The organism is Hymenobacter lucidus (genome assembly GCF_020447265.1).
Lineage (GTDB): Bacteria > Bacteroidota > Bacteroidia > Cytophagales > Hymenobacteraceae > Hymenobacter > Hymenobacter lucidus.
In genome coordinates, this window is the sequence record NZ_JAJADR010000001.1 from 1,340,665 (window position 1) to 1,357,139 (window position 16,475).

General features: G+C 59.7%; 13 protein-coding genes. 10 read left to right on the plus strand and 3 right to left on the minus strand.

Annotation, left to right across the window (positions count from 1 at the left end):
• Positions 1-105: 105 nt before the first annotated feature.
• From LGH74_RS05780 to LGH74_RS05800, 5 genes are all read left to right on the plus strand, one after another.
• The gene (locus LGH74_RS05780) at positions 106-1,641 is read left to right on the plus strand and encodes a Dyp-type peroxidase (RefSeq protein ID WP_226173278.1); all 1,536 of its coding nucleotides are present in this window, start codon (positions 106-108) and stop codon (positions 1,639-1,641) included.
• 12 nt (positions 1,642-1,653) lie between these two features.
• Complete coding sequence (locus tag LGH74_RS05785) at positions 1,654-3,093, plus strand: ferritin-like domain-containing protein (protein WP_226173279.1); 1,440 nt, start codon at positions 1,654-1,656, stop codon at positions 3,091-3,093.
• 30 nt (positions 3,094-3,123) lie between these two features.
• Positions 3,124-3,714, plus strand: a complete 591-nt coding sequence (locus LGH74_RS05790; protein WP_226173281.1) for a hypothetical protein — start codon at positions 3,124-3,126, stop codon at positions 3,712-3,714.
• Between the two features lie 124 nt (positions 3,715-3,838).
• Positions 3,839-4,804 carry an MNIO family bufferin maturase gene (gene bufB / locus LGH74_RS05795; protein ID WP_226173283.1) on the plus strand — a complete coding sequence of 322 codons (966 nt, stop codon included), beginning with the start codon at positions 3,839-3,841 and terminating at the stop codon, positions 4,802-4,804.
• Positions 4,797-5,651 carry an HvfC/BufC family peptide modification chaperone gene (locus tag LGH74_RS05800; RefSeq protein ID WP_226173284.1) on the plus strand — a complete coding sequence of 285 codons (855 nt, stop codon included), beginning with the start codon at positions 4,797-4,799 and terminating at the stop codon, positions 5,649-5,651. The genes bufB and LGH74_RS05800 overlap by 8 nt, the downstream gene beginning before the upstream one ends.
• An 18-nt stretch (positions 5,652-5,669) precedes the next feature.
• Here LGH74_RS05800 and LGH74_RS05805 read toward each other — a convergent pair whose 3' ends face one another.
• Complete coding sequence (locus LGH74_RS05805; RefSeq protein ID WP_226173286.1) at positions 5,670-6,149, minus strand: hypothetical protein; 480 nt, start codon at positions 6,147-6,149, stop codon at positions 5,670-5,672.
• A gap of 19 nt (positions 6,150-6,168) precedes the next feature.
• The gene (locus tag LGH74_RS05810; protein ID WP_226173288.1) at positions 6,169-6,654 is read right to left on the minus strand and encodes a hypothetical protein; all 486 of its coding nucleotides are present in this window, start codon (positions 6,652-6,654) and stop codon (positions 6,169-6,171) included.
• A gap of 131 nt (positions 6,655-6,785) precedes the next feature.
• Here LGH74_RS05810 and LGH74_RS05815 point away from each other — a divergent pair, with 131 nt between their 5' ends.
• The 3 genes from LGH74_RS05815 (at position 6,786) to LGH74_RS05825 (ending at position 9,949) form a co-directional block, all read left to right on the plus strand.
• Positions 6,786-7,952, plus strand: coding sequence for a 1-deoxy-D-xylulose-5-phosphate reductoisomerase (locus LGH74_RS05815; protein ID WP_226173289.1), 1,167 nt, complete (start codon positions 6,786-6,788; stop codon positions 7,950-7,952).
• 89 nt (positions 7,953-8,041) lie between these two features.
• A complete protein-coding gene (gene rseP, locus LGH74_RS05820; RefSeq protein WP_226173291.1) occupies positions 8,042-9,382 on the plus strand; it encodes an RIP metalloprotease RseP in 1,341 nt (446 codons plus the stop codon).
• 72 nt (positions 9,383-9,454) lie between these two features.
• Entirely contained in the window at positions 9,455-9,949 is a 495-nt protein-coding gene (locus LGH74_RS05825; protein WP_226173293.1) for a DUF6702 family protein, read from the plus strand.
• 231 nt (positions 9,950-10,180) lie between these two features.
• On the opposite strand, the gene LGH74_RS05830 is transcribed toward LGH74_RS05825, so the two are convergent.
• Entirely contained in the window at positions 10,181-12,208 is a 2,028-nt protein-coding gene (locus LGH74_RS05830) for an OmpA family protein (protein ID WP_226173295.1), read from the minus strand.
• A 270-nt stretch (positions 12,209-12,478) separates the two neighbouring features.
• Between LGH74_RS05830 and lon the strand changes: the two genes are divergently transcribed.
• Both lon and porQ read left to right on the plus strand, forming a co-directional pair.
• Positions 12,479-14,980, plus strand: coding sequence for an endopeptidase La (gene lon, locus LGH74_RS05835; protein ID WP_226173297.1), 2,502 nt, complete (start codon positions 12,479-12,481; stop codon positions 14,978-14,980).
• A 376-nt stretch (positions 14,981-15,356) separates the two neighbouring features.
• Complete coding sequence (gene porQ, locus LGH74_RS05840; RefSeq protein ID WP_226173299.1) at positions 15,357-16,421, plus strand: type IX secretion system protein PorQ; 1,065 nt, start codon at positions 15,357-15,359, stop codon at positions 16,419-16,421.
• Positions 16,422-16,475: the final 54 nt, after the last annotated feature.

A 16,475-nucleotide genomic window follows, 5' to 3' on the forward strand; every position in this document is an offset into this window, starting at 1 on the left:
GACCGGGCCGGTTTCGGCCGCTGCCCGCCGCGTTTGCCATTAGTCCGGAATCAGCCTGCCCGTCAGGCTGATTCTTTTTTTGACCAGCCTTTTCGTCCGCCCTTCATGACCACTGCCAGCCCTATCCCCAGTAAAGCCAATATTCAGGGCTTCATCGTCCGCGGCTACACGCACCCGTATTCCAGCCACCTGCTCTACCACTTCGGGGCGGCTGCCCAGACGGTCCCGTTCTTCAAGGCCCTCTGCGACCGGGGTATTCAGGATGCGCAGGACTGGGGGGCGAACAAGCCCGCCACCATCCTCAACCTCGGCCTGACGGCCACGGGACTGCTGCAGACCGGCACCCTGAGCGTCCCCGACCTTCAGGACTTTCCGCCGTCCTTCCAGCAGGGGCCCGACTCCCAAGGGTCGCAGGCCTCCCTGGCCGATGTGGGCCCTAGTGCTCCGGACCAGTGGTGGTATCAGAACTTCAAGACCGAAGACCTGCACTGCATCGTGCACGTGTACGGCCTGACCGAGGCCGACCTGGCCGCGGCCGTGGGCTACGTGGCTACTGCGGCCACCGCGGCCGGCGTGACGGAGCTGTTTGCCGCCCGCGACAACAAAAGTCGCCTGAACCAGTACCCGCTGCCCGTGGATGAGATTCACTTCGGCTACCGCGATGGTATCTCCGAGCCCGCCCTGCACTGGCGCACCGACGCCACGCCCGGCCCGCTCGACTATAGCGACCTGAATAACTTTCTGATCGGCTACCCACAATATGCCAAGCCCGGTCCCGGGCCCACCAGCCCCGGTAAGGCCGCCGACTTTGCCAAAGACGGCTGCTACAATGCCTTCCGGCTGCTGTACCAGGACGTGGCCGCCTTCAACACGCTCATCGAGTCGCAGGGAGCAGATAAGATGGAGTGGACGGCCGCCAAGCTGGTGGGCCGCTGGCGCAACGGCTCCCCGCTGATGCTGAGCCCCGACGCGCCCAGCCCGCTGACCCAGGACGCCGAGGACTTCCTCTACTATACCCCGGCCCCGGCCAACCCCGCCGACGCGGGCAATACCAGCAAGTGTCCGTTTTCGGCCCATACCCGCGTCACCAACCCGCGCGACCAGCAGATGGCGTCCTCGGAAGGCAAAACGCCGGTGCGCATTATCCGGCGCGGTGTACCCTATGGCGCGCCGCTGCCGCCCGGCTCCGCCGACGACGGCGTAGACCGTGGCCTGATCGGGCTGTTCTTCTGCGGCAACTTGGCCGCTCAGTTCGAGAAAATCAGCTCCTGGATGAACGTCAACAATTTCAGCACGAAGTTTCCGACGCCCCCGGTCCGGTCGTATCCTCAGGACGCCCTGCTTGGCAACCGCACGGTTCTTCCGAATGGAATACCTATCAATACCAGCTTTATCATCCCGCCGGCCACCCCGGGAAGCTGCCCGGTAACCACGCTCCGCAGCCTGCCCGAGCTGCTTATTACCCGCGGCTCGGCTTACCTGCTGCTGCCCAGCATCAGCTCTATCCGCCAGCTGGCGGGCCTGCCACCGCTGCCAGCGCTGCTGCGCGCCGCCAGTTCCGATACCGTATTTGGTCAGCCCCGCAAGCCCCGGCCGCTGCTGCCTATCGAAGATGACCACGTTGCCACCTCTCACTACTAACTCTTTCCTGCCATGCCCAATCCTCTACAACTAGTCCCCAATGACCTCAAGGCCGCCATTCAGCAGGCCATTGAAGTGGAGCTCAGCACCATTCCGATTTACCTATACACTTACTATTCCATTAACCGGGTACCGAATCAGCAGGACATGATTGTCTCGCTGACCAAGCGGTATGAGCGCGAGGGTCTGAGTCCGGCCGAGGCGGCTAAAAAAGCCCAGGACGTATCGGTGCAGGTGATGGTGCACGCCAATAAGGCCGGAGCCATCATTATGAGTGTGGCCGTGGAGGAGATGCTGCACATGGGCTTGGCCTGTAACCTGAAGCGCGCCCTGGTGGGTATGCCGAAGCTGGTGGGCAAGTCGCCGGCGAAGTACCCGGCCCAGCTGCGCGGGCACGTACCCGGTCTGTCGATTCCGCTGCGCCGCTTCGGCCTGGCCCAGCTCGACATCTTCAAGCAAATTGAGTTGCCGGCCAAGCCCGCCAAGAAGCTACTGACGGCCGAGCCTGAGGAGCCCACCCAGGAGTGGACCTCCCTGGCTGACCTCTACGGCTGGGTCAGCAAGCAGATTACCAGCAATGTCACCCCGGTCGACTTCACCAAGTTTGCCGACTGCCCCCAGCTGGAGCCCAACCGCGACTATTACGCCACTAACAACGTTAATACGCTTTACTACGACAAGGACCACAAGCCCAAATTCGTCAACAACGATGTGAAGCCCGGCAACCCGCACAGCGGCGGCGACCTGATCCGCATCGTGGACGTGAAAACGGCCCTGGCCGCCATCGACCTGATTGTGGAACAAGGCGAAGGACACGAAGACGAGCCCGCACCGCAGGCCACTGCCAACCGCCCCTGGAAAGGCCACGCCCACGCCGAAGCTGGCGAGCAGGCCGGTGAAGACCCCACCCAGGCTGAAAACGAGGATGACGACGCGGAAAAGTCGCACTACAAGAAGTATTGCGAGCTGCGCGACGAGCTGGCCGAGATGATCGGCGAGAAAGACGGCTCCCCGAATGCCTACATGCTCGACTACTTCGTGAAGCAGGTGCCCGACAACCCGACCACCGCCAGCTACCCCGCCGACGTGCAGACGATGTCGAACCTGATCAACGCGGTGTATACCTACCTGTTTATGATGACTGAGGCCTGCTACCTGCACGACGTGCCGAAGCAGAGGGAAATCTTCAATTTCGGGATGCACAAGGGCATGATATTCATCCTGAGCACCCTCTGCGACCAGATGACCTACACCAAGCTGCCCGGTGGCGGCGTGGCGGCGCCCACGTTTGAGAACTATGTGTTCCGCTCCGACAGCAGCCCCAAGGCCCAACTGCTGGAGCTCTACCACGCCATGCCGGCCAGCGTGAATCCCAACCCGAACGTGCTGGCCCGCATGAAAACGCTGCCCGATATGGCCAACGTGACCGAGCGAGTGCTCAGCTTCGCATAATCCCTTCCACCGCTTTTTGCTTTGCTACCAATGGATACTCCTAATACCACCCCGCCCGCCAACCAGGCCGGCAAAACGGGCGCTGAGAATGGCTGCGGCGCCCCGCCTACTCCCTTCGTGCCGTTGGAGCTGCACGCCTGCATGGGCCTGAACGCCTGCCAGGGCCACGACCGGTTCGGGACCAACAGCTGCGCCGGCTCGGGCTCCTGCGCCACCACCGAGCACATCTGCCACTCGCTCAACAACTGCCGCGGGCAGGGCGGCTGCGGCCTCTTCGGCAGTGCCGAGGAGCAGGACAAGCCCGGCATGAACGACTGCGCCTGGAAAGGCAGCTGCGCCACCCCGATTCAGGCGGAGCGCTTCAGCACCCAGGGTAGCAACAAGGGGCAAAGCGTGTGGTTGCGCGCCCGGCAGCTGTTCGAGGAGCGCCTGACCAAGGAACACCGTGAGTTCATGCCGGCTCCCTTCCCCAAGGGCCCATCCACGAAGTGGCTGAATGAGCAGGGCCCATTCGACGGCTGCGGCTCCAGCGGCGACCCGGCCGGTACCTTCCAGAACGGTGGCAAGCCCCAGGGCGTCACCCCAGGCCAGTCGTTCCGGGCCGGCCGGAAAGAAGGCTAGGCGCGACTCGGCGCCATAATATCAAGCGCCGGGTCGAACAGCTTGCCCAAAAGCCTGTCATGCTTCGGCAAGCTTAGCATGACGGTCTATATTGGTCGGTAATTCCCTTAACCAGAGTATTCGAATGGACGCTACTTACTACCAGCAGCAGGTGCAAAAGCTGCCCAAGCTCGGCCTCGGGCTGGGTTTGCGGCACGCGCACTTCAACTACATTCTAGAGCAATGGCCGGCGGTAGACTGGTTTGAAATCATTTCCGAAAACTTCATCGACTCCGGCGGGCGGCCCCGCTACGTACTCGACCAGCTGGCCGAGCGCTACCCGCTAGTGATGCATGGCGTGTCGTTGTCGGTGGGCAGTACCGATGCGCTGAACTTCGATTATCTGAGCCGGCTCAAACAGCTGGCCCGGGCCATTCGGTCGGCCTGGGTGAGCGACCATCTGTGCTGGACTGGGGCTATGGGCCTGAACACCCACGATTTGCTGCCCGTGCCCCTGACCGAGGAAACGCTGGCACACATCGTGGGCCGGGTGCGCGTGATTCAGGAGTTTCTGGAACGGCCCCTCATTCTGGAAAATCCCAGCACCTACCTCAGCTTCGCCCACTCCACCATTTCGGAGCCGGAGTTTTTGGCGCGGCTGGCCGAGGAAACCGGCTGCGGCCTGCTGCTCGACGTGAACAACGTGTATGTGACCTGCTTCAACAACGACCTCGACCCGCTGGCCTACATCGACGCGCTGCCCGCCGACCGTATCGTGCAGATGCACCTGGCCGGGCACCAGCACTGCGGCACCCACATCATCGACACCCACGACCGGGAAGTTTTGTCGCCGGTGTGGGCTTTGTTTCAGCGGGCCTGGCAGCGCACCGGCGGCGTGGCTACGCTATTGGAGTGGGACAGCCAGATTCCGCCCTTCCCTGAGTATCACGCCGAGCTGCTCAAGGCCCGGCAGTTTATGAACGAGCTGCCGCCGGCGCTGACCGCGCGGCCGGTGGTGGAGGCCGAAACGGGCGTGGTATCCAATCCGCTGAGCTTTCTGACGCCCGGTATCATGACTGAAGAGCCGATAATTGCTTCTTCGCGTGGCTGAGTCGGCGTTTACCCTGGCGCAGGTGCAGCACTGGATGCAAACGGTGCTGACAGATTCGGCCGGGCTGGGCGCGGCCATGCGCGGCGCGGCGGCCCAGGCGGTGCTGCCGCTGCAGCCCGCCGATATCGAGCAGCTCATTGCGCCTTCGAGCCGCATGAGCGGCGGGCAGCGGCTGGCAGTGTACCAGCGCGGCTACTTTGCCCGGCTGCTGGAGTGCATGGCCGGGCAGTTTCGGGTGCTGAAACAGGCGCTGGGCGAGGAGCTGTTCGAGGATTTTGCCCGCGAATACCTGGCCGTATATCCATCTGAAACTTATACCCTGGGCGAGCTGGGGGCACGTTTCGCGCAGTTTCTGGCCGAAACCCGCCCCGACCTTGACGCCCCGCCGGAAGAGCGCGAAGCCTGGCCCGACTTCATGATTGACCTGGCCCGGCTGGAGCGCGCCGCCTTCGTAGTTTTCGACGCGCCCGGCAGTGAACAACAACCGGCAGTGGATTGGTCAGCGGTGGCCGACGCGGCGCTGCGGCTGGCTCCGGGCTGCGAGCTGCTCCGCTTCCGCTACCCCGTGAATGGCTACTACCAGGCCGTGTACCGGGGCGAAAACCCGCCGCTGCCGCCGGCTCAACTCAACTTTTTGGCCATTACCCGCGTGAATTTCCAGTTGGTAATGTTCGAGCTGCAGCCGCTGCAGTTTCAGTTTTTGCAGCAGCTACAGCAGGGTCGCACCGTGCAGGAGGCCGTGGCAATGCTGGCTACACAGCTGGAAATGGGGCAGGTGCCGGCCGAGGTGCTGTGGCGGATATGGCGGGCAAAATGGCTGCCACGGGGCTTTTTTGTAGCCAGTTAATAGTTTCTTGCTACTGGGCTAAGCTATTCGGAACTCGCCGCCGCCCGCCAGATCCTCATCAACTTCAGAAGTATTGAAGTACCATAGGTGACCTGCATAGTCAGCTACCAGAGTTTCCCATCTGTTGATGCGGACAAACCACGCGGGTTGGTGCTCCAGACTTTCTACCAAATCATCGTAGCTAAATTTAGCCGCAACCTCGAAGAAAACGGCTGTATCGACTACCAGGATAAGCCCGGTATCGGAGCAGAACTGCTGCAGATTGTCTGTTGTGTTTTCGGCGCTGTCGAAATAGTGGATTCGGGCCACATCAAAGTCTTCCGTATCAGCCGTGAAGAGTGCGTACGGAATACTGGTGTCGGGAAAAATTATCCTCCTTAAGGCAGTTAAATCCCGACTTGCCAGTGTGGATGCGGAAGCTTCGGTGAAGTCACTGACGTACAGCGAATCGATAAAAATATACGTCTGGCCGAGCGTAAGCTTTAAGTGGCGTGGCATAGTATCACAAGTAGCTTGCCTACAGCTTCGGCAGCAAGCCCGAAATGCCCTTTATGTTGAGCCGCACAAAGCTCTTCACGCGGCCGAATTTGGCGGTAGTTTCTTCCAGCTCCTCATCTTTCTCCAGCTTGCTGGGCCGGTGCGTATCGAGCAGGCTAAAGATGGAATCGGCAATGTCGATATAGCCCAGAATCATCAGCAGCAGCAGTTTCTTCTCGTCTTCCTGGTAGCTTTTGGTGCGTACGGCCTTTACCAGACTGTCAAGCTGGTTGGTTTCGTCGATGAACAGGTCGCGCAAGTACAGGCGCTGCTGCTGGTAGTCAGCCAGGATTTCGGGCTCTACCTGGGCGGCCGAAAACGGGAAAGAGGTGGTGAAGGCCGTGGCGGCGCGAAAGTCCTTTTCGGCCGCGTATACGGTTTCAAGGTGCTTCTGCAGGCTGGCCCAAAGCCCGTTGCGGGCTTTGTCGAAGGCGGAAGGAGTAGCGGCGGGAGTTGGGTTTTCCATAATGAGGTAAGGATACGTGGGCAAAAGTACGCTGTTGCGCCGCCCAAAGCCGCCGTCCGCCGCTGCAAACTGAAAGTTCGGCTTACTTTTGTCTAAGGCCGCCCCACCGCGCCCCGTAGCTGTACCTCTCCATGTCTTCTCTCCCCAAACGCGTTACCCTGCTGGGCTCTACCGGCTCCATCGGTACCCAGGCCCTCGACGTTATCCGGGCCCACCCCGGCCGCTTTCAGGTAGCGGCGCTGTCGGCCCACGCCAACGCCGAGCTGCTGATTCAGCAGGCCCGCGAGTTTCATCCCGCCGTCGTTGTCATCGGCGACGAGCAAAAATACGAGCTGGTAAAAACGGCTCTGGCTGGGCAGAACACGGACGTGCTGGCCGGTAGCGCCGCCCTCACCGAAATTGCCGGCCGCCCCGATACCGATATCGTGCTGACGGCCATGGTCGGCTACTCGGGCCTGCTGCCTACGGTGGCCGCCATCCGGGCCGGCAAGGACATTGCCCTGGCCAACAAGGAAACCCTGGTGGTAGCCGGCCAGCTCATTACCCGCCTCGTGAAAGAGTACGGCGTGGGCCTGTACCCCGTCGACTCCGAACATTCGGCCATTTTCCAGTGCCTGGTAGGAGAGGAGCGCAACCCGATTGAGAAAATCATCCTCACCGCTTCCGGCGGTCCATTCCGGGGCCGCACGGCCGAGCAACTGGCTACCGTTACCAAAGCCCAGGCCCTAAAGCACCCCAACTGGGATATGGGCGCCAAAATCACCATCGATTCGGCTTCCCTGATGAACAAGGGCCTGGAGGTAATTGAGGCCAAATGGCTGTTCGGACTCAACGACGACCAGATCGACGTAGTGGTGCACCCGCAAAGCATCATCCATTCGCTGGTGCAGTTTCAGGATGGCTCGTTGAAAGCCCAGCTGGGACTGCCCGATATGAAGCTGCCGATTCAGTACGCACTGGGCTTTCCCGAGCGGCTGCCGTCCAGCTTCCCGCGCTTTTCCTTCCTCGATTATCCGCAGCTTACCTTCGAGCAGCCTGACCGTGCTACCTTCCGCAATCTGCCGCTGGCGTTTGAGGCCATGCGCCAGGGCGGCAACGCGCCGTGCGTGCTCAACGCGGCCAACGAAATAGCCGTGGCGGCCTTTCTGCGCGACGAAATCGGGTTTCTCGAAATGCCGACCTTAGTGGAAAGCTGCCTCACGAAGGTTTCGTACCTTGCCGAACCGTCGCTGGACGACTACGTGCAGACCGACCAGGAAACGCGCCGCGTGGCGCACGAACTGGTTGGCCGCCTGTAAGTGTTGTCTGGCGTAAGAACGTCATGCTTCGGCAAGCTCAGTATGACGGACCCTATAATTTCCCTTTCTACCCAATACCAAGTTTCGCTTTGGAAGTATTAATCATGGCCGGCCAGATGTTGCTGGGCCTTTCTATTCTGGTGGGTTTGCACGAGTTCGGGCACTTCGCCGCCGCCAAGTACTTCAAGATCCGCGTCGATAAGTTCTACATCTTCTTCGACTTCCTGTTTCCGATGCCGGGCGTGATGAACTTCGCTCTGTTCAAGAAAAAAATTGGGGAGACGGAGTACGGCCTGGGCTGGTTTCCGCTAGGTGGCTACGTGGCCATTCACGGCATGATCGACGAAACCACCGACGCCGACCAATTGGCTTCCGAGCCCCAGCCCAACGAGTTTCGCTCGAAGCCGGCCTGGCAGCGCCTCATTGTGATGCTGGGCGGCATCATCATGAACGTCATTACCGGCATCGTCATCTTCTCGGTTCTGACCTTCAACTACGGCGAGAAATACCTGCCCGCTTCCGAGGCCCGCTACGGCGTGGTGCCCAACAAGCTGGGTGAGGAAATGGGCTTCCGCACCGGCGACAAAATCGTCAAGATCAACGGCCGGCCCTTCACCGAGTTCGACGAAGTGTACAGCACCGACGTGATGCTGGGCACCAACAGCTACTACACCGTAGACCGCAACGGGCAGATCCTGGACATTCCAATTCCCAAGAATTTCATGGACCGGCTGTCTGATAAGGACCAGACGCCGTTTGTGCTGCCCCTGAACCCATTTGTAGTAGACCAGGTGGTGGCGGGCAGCGGCGCGGCCAAAGGCGGTTTGCAAACCAACGACCGGATTCTTTCCGTGGCCGGCAAGCCCACCCAGTTCTTCCCCGAGCTGCAGGAAGCCCTGAAAGCCAATGCCGGCAAAACCGTACCGGTGCAGGTGGTGCGCAACAATCAGCCCACCACCCTGCAGATTGCCGTCGACGAGGAAGGCCACATCGGCTTTATGCCCAAGTCATTGCTGAAGGAAGCTACCCGCACCTACAGCTTAGGTCAGGCTATTCCGGCCGGTACCAAAAAGGCATTCGGCGTGGTAACGACCCAGATGAAAGCATTTGGTAAGATTTTCCGGGGCGAGGCTTCGGCCCGCAAGTCGCTGGGTGGGCCCATGGCCATTGCCCAGCAGTACGGCGGCGTGTGGGACTGGATGCGGTTCTGGACCCTGACCGGTATGCTCTCGATGGTGCTGGCCTTTATGAACCTGCTGCCCATTCCGGCCCTCGACGGCGGCCACGTGCTGTTCCTGCTCTACGAGATGGTAGCCGGCCGCAAGCCCTCCGACTCGTTCCTCGAAAACGCCCAGAAAGTGGGTATGGTCATGATTCTGGGTTTGATGGTCTTCGTTATCTTCAACGACTTCTTCAAGCTGCTGTTCTAAGCAGCCTACTGAACGAAAAAGCTCCTGTCTTACTTAAGGCAGGAGCTTTTTCATTTCGCCTGTTCTCGCGCTATGCGTCGATTATTCTTTATTCTGGCCGGCTGCCTGCTTAGCCTCGCCGCCGTGGCCCACGCCTACCACGCCAGCATTATGGAGGTGCGCTACAACGCGCCCAAGCAACAGCTGGAAATAGCGCTGAAAGTTTTCACCGACGATTTTGAAAAAGCTCTTTCTGTTGGCCAGCCCCGCCCCATCAGCTTCGAGCAAACGCCCAAAACTCAGGTAACCCAGCTCACCACCGAAATGCTGCGCAAGTCTCTGGCCTTTGGCACCAAGCCCGGCGAAACGCTGCCGCTGCAGCTCATCGGCTTCGAGAAAGACCACGAAGCGCATTGGCTCTACCTGTCGGTGAAGCTGCCCAAACCCACCAATACCCTCGTGCTGCGCCACAAGCTGCTCGTAGCCACCTTCGCCGACCAGATGAACATCGTGAACCTCGATGCCGGCGGCAAAAAGCAAAGCGCCCTGTTCCGGGAAGGAAACGAGGAGCAGAAACTGGTGTTTTAGATGTGAGAAATGTGTTGGAATGTGGAGAATGTGTCATTGCGAGCAGCGCGAAGCAATCCGTCCTCTGAAATGTGCTGAGCCTCCTAATGTGAAAAGCCCTTTCCCGTCGCAACGAGAAAGGGCTTTCTGGTAAAAGAGCGCTGGTCGCTAGCAGAGGACGGATTGCTTCGCGCTGCTCGCAATGACACGTTGGGCATTAGCCTATCAGCACATTCCCCACATCAGCCAACCTTACTTCCAGTCCAGAGTGCCGTCGGCGGGCTTTTTGTCGTCGCCGGGCTTGGGCTTGTCCTCATCGGGCTTGATGAGGCGGAACTCCACACGGCGGTTGATGCGGGCGTCTTCCTCGGTTACTTCCTCTTTCAGCGGCTGCGTGCTGCCGTAGCCCATACTTTCGATGCGGTTGGGCTTGAGCTTGCCTTTTGTCTCAATGTAGTGCCGGATGGCCTCGGCGCGGTCTTTCGACAGGGTTTCGTTGAAATCCGGGTCGCCCTTGGAGTCGGTGTGGCCCTTGATGCTGAGCCGGAACGTGGGATGGTCGACCATAAACAGCGCAATGCGGTCCAGAATCGGGTGCATGGCCGCGCGGATGTTGGCCTTGTCCTGGTCAAACTCGATGTTCTTGAAAATCAGCGGCAGGCCGTAGTCGATGGAGTTGGTTACGAGCTTCATCACCGTGTCTCCTTTTAGCTCAAACTGCTTTTCCACCGTGAAATAGTCCGGGCTCTGGATCAGGATAACGTAGTGTGAGCCTTCAATCAGGTCGAAGTCGAAAGTGCCATCGGGGCGCACGTACTTGCTGGCCACCTCAATGCCGTTGTCGGTATCAATGACGCTCACGATGCCGTTGAGCGGCTTGCTGCTCACCGAGTCTACCAACGAGCCTTCGATGTGCGTGGTAGCCAGCGGCTGGGCTTCCATGGGCAGCGGGAAGGAGTAGAGGTCCAGGTTTTTCATGTCCTTCTGCTCCGAGCGGGCATAGTACAGATTTGTCGATTCGGTATCAATCGTGAAGTAGTATTCCGAGCCTTTGCCGTTCACCAGCGGCCCGATGTTGCGCGGCTCCTGCCAGCGGCCCCGCACGCGGTAGGTTTTGTAGATATCGAAGTCGCCGTAGTTCAGCAGCTGGCCCCGCGAGGAGAAGTACAGCACGTTGTAGAGCGGGTGGTAGTAGGGGCTCACCTCACTTTCGCGGGTATTTACCACCGGCCCCAGGTTCTGGGCTTTGGTCCACTGCCCGGCCTTGTTTTTGGCCGTGTACCAGATATCCGACAAGCCGAAGCCGCCGAGCCGGTCGGAGGCGAAATACAGCGTGTCCTCGTTGCGCGACAAGGTAGGCTGCGAATCCCAGGCCGGGGAGTTTACCGTGCTGCCCAGCGTTTTGGGTACCGTCCACTGCCCGTCCTTGAATGAGGATACGTACAGGTCGCAGTTGCCGTGGCACGTCGGGCACTCGCAGCGGGCGAAATACAGCGTTTTGCCATCCTTGCTCAGGCAGGCCGAGCCCTCGTTATACTGCGAGTTGATGGGCTTGGGCATGGGCTCGGCATCGGCCCACGACACGCCTTCCTTGCGCGAGGTGTACAAGTCCTCGTCCACGGCATCCTGAATGCCCCGGGTTTTGCGCTTCGAGGAGAAAATCAGCTGGTCGGCACCAGTACTCAGAGCGGGACCGTAATCCTCCACTTTCGAGTTGATAGCGTCGCCCATACTCGTGTACACACCCTTGGGCGGGTGAAACGTGGCAATGCTCTTGCGGTACTCCACGATGTCGTAGTACACCTTCAGCGGCACGTAGAGGTCGGCGTCTTTCTGCTCGAGCGAGTCGTAGTAGAGCTGAATCTTGCGCACGTCCTGGCGGTGATGCTTCAGGGCGAGGCGGTAGTAAGCCTTGGCTTTTTCCTCGTTGCCGGCCTTTTCCCAGAGCTGGGCCAGGCGCCAGAGCAGGGGCGTATCCTTGGCAAAGTTTTGAATGCCGAACAGCGACACGTAGGCTTCGAGCAGGTTGCGGGCCTGGTTGTAGTTGCGGCGCTTTTCAGCCTTCTGAATGGCTTTCAGCGCCTTTTTATCCTGGAAGTACGCCAGCTTGTTGACGTTGATAAAGTCGGGGGTGCCGTCAGGGCGCACCCGCAGCTGGCGCGTCACTTTGCCCGTGAGCTTGCGCGTCGGAGGGGGCGAGTTTTTTTGTTGGGAATGCCCCGTCCCGGTGAGAATAACGACGAGCAAGAGGGTGAGGAGTGGGCGTAGAGAGCGGAGCATAATTCAATAAGGCACAATGGCCGGTCCGAATGGCGCGGCGAAGATTCAAAAATAAGGATTTTCTCCGCTACGCAATGCGGCGGCCCGGCTGCCGGACTGGCGTGCTGTTGTGCCGCCTTGGCTGGTTTCACTCTCGTAAATTACCTTTTGGCGGCCGTGGCATAGCACTTGACAAAGACGTATATTCGGAAGCTCGCTCGCTTCGTCCTGCGTGTTGCCTGCTTTTGCTGTCATTCTGGCACCGCTTTCCCCTTTCCGACCCTCCTCTTTATGAGTTCATACGATCCGCGCAAGCCCAAAACGACCACCCTGCTCATGACCGAGGACCCCGCCGAAATGGTGTCCATCGTGGCTGCCGACCCGGATCAGCCCTTGTCGGAGCAGGACTCGCCGGATGTGCTGCCGCTGCTGCCCGTGCGCAATACCGTGCTGTTTCCTGGTGTGGTGCTGCCCGTTACGGTTACCCGCAAGAAAAGCATCCGACTGGTGCGCAAAGCGTATCGGGGTAATAAAATAGTGGGCGTAGTGGCCCAGAAAAACACTTCCAGCGACGACCCCACCCTGTCCGACCTGTTTGAGGTGGGCACCATGGCGCGCATTCTCAAGCTGCTGGTGCTGCCCGATGGCAATACTACCATCATCATTCAGGGCCAGAGCCGGTTCCGCATCGAGGAGCAAACCCAGGACACGCCCTACCTCACGGCCCGCGTGAGCTATTTCCCCGAGGCATTTCCCAACAAGACATCCAAGGAAGTAAAGGGTTTGGTATCGTCGCTGAAAGACGCGGCGGCCAAGATGCTCAAGCTCAACCCCGAAATTCCGCAGGAAGCCCAGGTGGCGCTGGATAATATTGAGTCGCCGGCTTTTCTGACCCACTTTCTCTCGTCTAATATCAACGTAGAAGTGGGCTTGAAGCAGAAATTGCTCGAAATCAACGACGGCGTGGAGCGTGGTACCATGCTGCTGGAGATGATGATGAAGGAGATTCAGCTCCTGGAAATCAAGCACGAAATCCAGACCAAGGTCCACACCGACATCGACCAGCAGCAGCGCGACTATTTCTTGCGTCAGCAAATTAAAGTGCTGCAGGACGAACTGGGCTTCGATGGGCCCGATCAGGAAATTGAGAAGTTCCGGCAGTTGGCCAAATCCAAAAAGTGGCCCGAAGCCGTGGCCAAGCATTTCAATAAGGAGCTCGAAAAGCTGGCCCGGGTAAACCCGCAGGCGGCCGAGTTTCCGGTGAGCGTCAACTACGTGGAGTTCCTACTCGATTTGCCCTGGGCCGAGTACACCAAGGACAACTTCAACCTGAAGCGCACCAAGAAAATCCTCGACCAGGACCACTACGGCATGGAAAAGGTGAAGGAGCGCATCATCGAGTACCTGGCCGTGCTCAAGCTCAAAAACGACCTGAAAGCCCCGATTCTGTGCCTCTACGGTCCGCCCGGTGTGGGTAAAACCAGCCTGGGTCGTTCCATTGCCAAGTCGCTCGGCCGCAAATACGTGCGCATGAGTCTGGGCGGGGTACGTGATGAGGCCGAAATTCGGGGGCACCGCAAAACCTACGTGGGCGCCATGCCCGGCCGCATTATTTCCCAGATCAAAAAGGCCGGGGCTTCCAATCCGGTGATTGTGCTCGACGAAATCGACAAGATTGCCTCCGACTTCCGCGGCGACCCTTCCTCGGCCCTGCTCGAAGTGCTGGACCCCGAGCAGAACTCGACCTTCACCGACAATTACCTCGAGGTGGAGTACGACCTGAGCAAAGTCCTCTTCATTGCCACCGCCAACTCGCTCGATACCATTCAGCCCGCCCTGCGCGACCGGATGGAAATCATTGACCTGACGGGCTACACGCTGGAGGAGAAAACCCAGATTGCCAAAAAGCACCTCTGGCCCAAGCAGCTCGCCGAGCATGGCCTGAGCCAAAAGGACGTGACCATCACTACGCCCTCCCTGCAGCGCGTCATCGACGACTACACCCGCGAGAGTGGCGTGCGGAGCCTGGAGCGTAAGCTGGGGGCCGTCACGCGCAATATTGCCAAGCACAAGGCCATGAAAGAGGCGTTTCCGGAGACGTTGGAGCCCAAAGACATCAGCCGCATCCTCGGGGCCGCCATCTTCGACCGGGACCTGTATCAGGACAACGAAACGGCCGGCGTGGTCACGGGCCTGGCCTGGACAAGCGTCGGCGGGGATATTCTCTTCATCGAAAGCCTGCTGAGCCGGGGCCGGGGCAAGCTCACGCTCAGCGGCCAGCTCGGCGACGTGATGAAGGAATCGGCCATTACGGCGCTGAGTTACCTGCGCAGCCGGGCCGAGGAGCTGGGCATCGATTACCGCGTCTTCGACCAGTACGACCTGCACATTCACTTCCCCGAGGGCGCGGTGCCCAAGGACGGCCCCAGCGCCGGTATTGCCATCTTCACCAGCATTGCATCGGTCTTTACCCAGCGCAAAATCCGCAGCCATTTGGCCATGACGGGCGAAATAACCCTGCGCGGCAAGGTGCTGCCTGTGGGCGGCATCAAGGAGAAGATTCTGGCCGCCAAGCGGGCCGGTATCAAGGATGTGATTCTCTGCGAAAAGAACCGTAAGGACATCAACGAAATACCCGCCGATTACCTCAAAGACCTGACCGTGCACTACGCCGACCGGGTGGATGACGTGCTAAAAGTAGCCTTGCTGGACGAGCAGGTGGCCCACCCCATCAAGCTCATCGTGCGCGACGAGCCGGCTGCTGCCGCCCTACCCAGCGTGGAAGTGGCTTAAATCGGGGCTCTGCTGAGTTCTGCTGTACCTGTGGGGAGGCTGGGAATAACTCCCTGGCCTTCCCATAAGTGTTTTAGGGCCTTGAGTAAATCCTCAACGCCTGAAAACAAATGTTTTAGTGCCTTGGGACTTCCTCAACGTCTGAAAACAAATGTTTTAGCTCCTTGAGGCTTCCTCACTGCCCGGAAATAATCGTTTTAGAGCCTTGAGGACTTCCTCAAGGTCTAAAAACAGATGTTTTCGGGCAGTGAGGACGCCGCACTGCCTCCAAACGATTATTTCCGGGCAGTGAGGAGTTCTTCTGGCGGGCGATACAATAAAGGGAACTGGCCGGGCGTCTTACCCAGGATGCTCCCCAAACAACTATCTTAGAGGTATGAATCGACTGCTACGCCGCCCGGCTTTCATCTGCTGTACTTTGTTGGGGGCCGGCTGCCTGCTGGCCCGGCCCGCAGCCGCCCAGATTGGCGGGCAGCAGGCCTTTTCCTTTCTCAACCTGCCCCCCAGCGCCAAGCTGGCGGGTTTGGGGGGCGTCAACGTGTCGTCGCGCGATGGGGATGGGACGATGCTGTATGGCAACCCCGCGCTGCTCAACAGCGAAATGGACGGCCGCCTGGCCCTGGGCTACGTCGATTTCCTGGCCGACATCAAGCAAAGTACCGCTTCCTACGTGTTCAATACTGAGCGGGCGGGCCGCTTCGGCATCGGCCTTACCTACCTCGATTACGGCAAGTTTGAGCAGTTCGACGCGGCCGGCAACAGCCAGGGAGAGTTTGCGGTAAGCGAGTATGCCCTGGGCGTGTCGGATGCCTACACGAGCGGCAACTTCACGCTGGCCGGTACACTCAAACTCGCCTTGTCGGGCATTGCCGGCAACCACTCGGTGGCTACGCTGGCCGATGTGGGCGCCCTGTTTAAGCACCCCACCCAGGATTTCAATGTGGGCCTGGTGGTGCGCAACGCTGGTATTCAACTTAAATCCTACGCCGGGGCCGAGCGGGAGCCAATGCCGCTCGACGTGCAGATCGGTACTTCCTTCAAGCCCGAGCACATGCCGCTGCGCATTTCCGTGACGGCCCACCACCTGCAGCAGCTCGATATCGTGTACCTCGACCCTAACGTGCGCGGGCAGCTCGATGAAAACAACCAGGAAATAAAGCCCAAAAAGAGCCTGGGCGACAAAATTGCCCGCCATTTCGTGGTCGGCGGCGAGCTTATTCTGGGCAAAAACCTGAACGTGCGCCTGGGCTACAACCACCTGCAACGCCGCGAGCTGCGCCTCGACAACACGGCCGGGGGCGCAGGTATCAGCTTCGGGGTAATGCTGCGCATCAGCCAGTTTCAGCTCGACTACACCCGGGCCGGCTACCATGCCTCGGGGGCAGCCAACTACTTCACCGTGGCCCGCAACATCGACACGTTGTTTAAAAAGTCCGAATAGGGGCCCAACTTTAGTAGCGCGAACTTTGTAGTTCGCGTCCCCGGACGACCTAAT